The following is a 1,419-nucleotide window of genomic DNA, read 5'->3' on the forward strand; positions in this document are numbered from 1 at the left end:
GGGGGCGGGGCAGGGGGCACGGCAATCCCGGCGACAGGCCGGTGGGACCACGGCCTGTTAAGCGATAGGCGGCGGTTCCGGCAAGCGCCGAGCCCCGATGCTGCGAATCCATGCCGGGCGGGGACGGCAAGGCCGTGCGATCTCAAGGTTTTGCTTCCATTTCGGGCGGACATTGCTGGCCGTGGTTCGCATAATGAAAGCCAAGGATCCGCAGAATTCAGGGGCATTGCAGGGTTTCCCGGGCAGGTGGGACGTGCGGGCATAGCGGCCTTCGATGACAATTGCGCCAATCTTGCGGCGAAATCCGTGGCTGCACCTGGCCCTGCCGCGTAAGCCGGATGAAGCGATGCATCGAACATCGCATCGTCGCACACAATCAAATGGCAAAACGGCCTCACGGCAAATCGGCCACATGGCAAAACGGCGCTGCGCCACGATCGCATCGGCGTCCGCACGGGAGAACCTCAGCGTGAAGCGTTTGGATCGATCCCACCGCGCAGCGCCCGACAACCGGCTTGCCCCGCGGCAGCCCAGGGCAGGTGTCCCTGCCGAACCACGCCTCCCGCCAAAGGCGCTGGGGTCGGCCGGGCAGGCAGCCGGATCACGAGCCGACCGCCACCGGCACGAGGCTCCCCCAGCCCGAGATCCCGCGCGTCCCAAGGAGATCGTGATGACCCGTGATGGCTCGCTCGACGACGTGTTCGCCATGTTGGAGGGCTCGCTCGCCCTGCTCGACGTGCATGGCGCGTCCCTCGCGGCCGCGCACCTCTCGATGGTGCTGGATCTGATGCGCAAGGAACTCGTCGGTGGCCACGCCGAGGGGATCGCGGGCATTCCGCCGCTGGTGCAATCCGCGCAGATTCATTGACCGGACGCCATCGGTTCGCGTGGTGGAGGCGTGGTCCAGCCCTCCCCAAGTAGGGGGCCGCACCTCGTTCTGATGCACTAGATTGGCAGCCCGTCCATCACACGAGGTCTGCCATGAAAACTGCCCTACTTGCCTGCCTGCTGATTGCCATGCCCGGGATATCCCATGCGCAGGCCGCCGTCGGTCGCAGGATCGCGATGATGGGCGCACCTTCGGGCGCACCGCCCTGCAGCGCGTGCCATGGCACGCATCTCGAAGGCAATCCGGCGCTGAAGGTGCCCGCCCTCGCAGGCAAGCCGGCAGACTTCATCGTTGCGCGGCTCGAGCATTATGCCGGTCCAGATGGACACAATGCCCAGATGCGGCAGGTCGCCACGGCGCTCACCACGATGGAACGCGCGCAGGTCGCCGCCTATGCCGCAGGGCTGAAACCCGCGGCGAAATAGCGCATGGCCGATGGGGCGAAGTAGCCGATGAAAGAGGGGAACCGCCCGCGGGCGGTGCTTTGCCTGGTGACCCCTACGGGAATCGAACCCGTGTTTCAGCCGTGA

The 1,419-nt window shown here is 66.2% G+C and carries 2 protein-coding genes; both read left to right on the forward strand.

Going from position 1 to position 1,419, the window contains the following annotated elements; genetic code table 11:
• Positions 1–670: 670 nt before the first annotated feature.
• A complete protein-coding gene (locus tag V7Q48_RS13945; RefSeq protein ID WP_333838873.1) occupies positions 671–868 on the forward strand; it encodes a hypothetical protein in 198 nt (65 codons plus the stop codon).
• A gap of 113 nt (positions 869–981) precedes the next feature.
• Positions 982–1,314 carry a c-type cytochrome gene (locus V7Q48_RS13950; RefSeq protein ID WP_333838874.1) on the forward strand — a complete coding sequence of 111 codons (333 nt, stop codon included), beginning with the start codon at positions 982–984 and terminating at the stop codon, positions 1,312–1,314.
• Positions 1,315–1,419 lie beyond the last annotated feature (105 nt).

Source organism: Novosphingobium sp. (assembly GCF_036803765.1).
GTDB lineage: Bacteria > Pseudomonadota > Alphaproteobacteria > Sphingomonadales > Sphingomonadaceae > Novosphingobium.